This window comes from Sphingomonas sp. 10B4 (assembly GCF_035019905.1).
Lineage (GTDB): Bacteria > Pseudomonadota > Alphaproteobacteria > Sphingomonadales > Sphingomonadaceae > Sphingomonas > Sphingomonas glacialis.
This window is the reverse complement of sequence record NZ_JASJVC010000410.1, coordinates 1-258: the sequence shown is the minus strand read 5'-3', so window position 1 is coordinate 258 and position 258 is coordinate 1. Positions and strand designations below refer to the sequence as shown.

1 protein-coding gene is annotated in these 258 nt (G+C 59.3%); it reads left to right on the top strand.

Annotation, left to right across the window (positions count from 1 at the left end):
* Window positions 1-27 precede the first annotated feature (27 nt).
* The coding region (locus QN347_RS20295; RefSeq protein ID WP_323494474.1) for an ABC transporter permease subunit at window positions 28-258 on the top strand (231 nt) is incomplete at its 3' end.

Below are 258 nucleotides of genomic sequence, written 5' to 3'. Positions count from 1 at the left end.
GGCAAGTACCCTACTTACTTGCAATGGATGCTCTCCGCTTGGGGCTGGACCGTGTCCGTCTCGATATTGGCGTTGATCGTCGCGCTCGTCATGGGCTCGCTGATCGGCATCATCCGCACCTTGCCCGACAGCCCCTGGCTGGTTCGACTGGGCAACGCGTGGGTCGAGCTCTTTCGCAACATTCCGCTGCTGGTGCAGATCTTTCTCTGGTATCACGTCATCCCGGCTTTGATTCCTGTCATGAAGGGCGTGCCACCC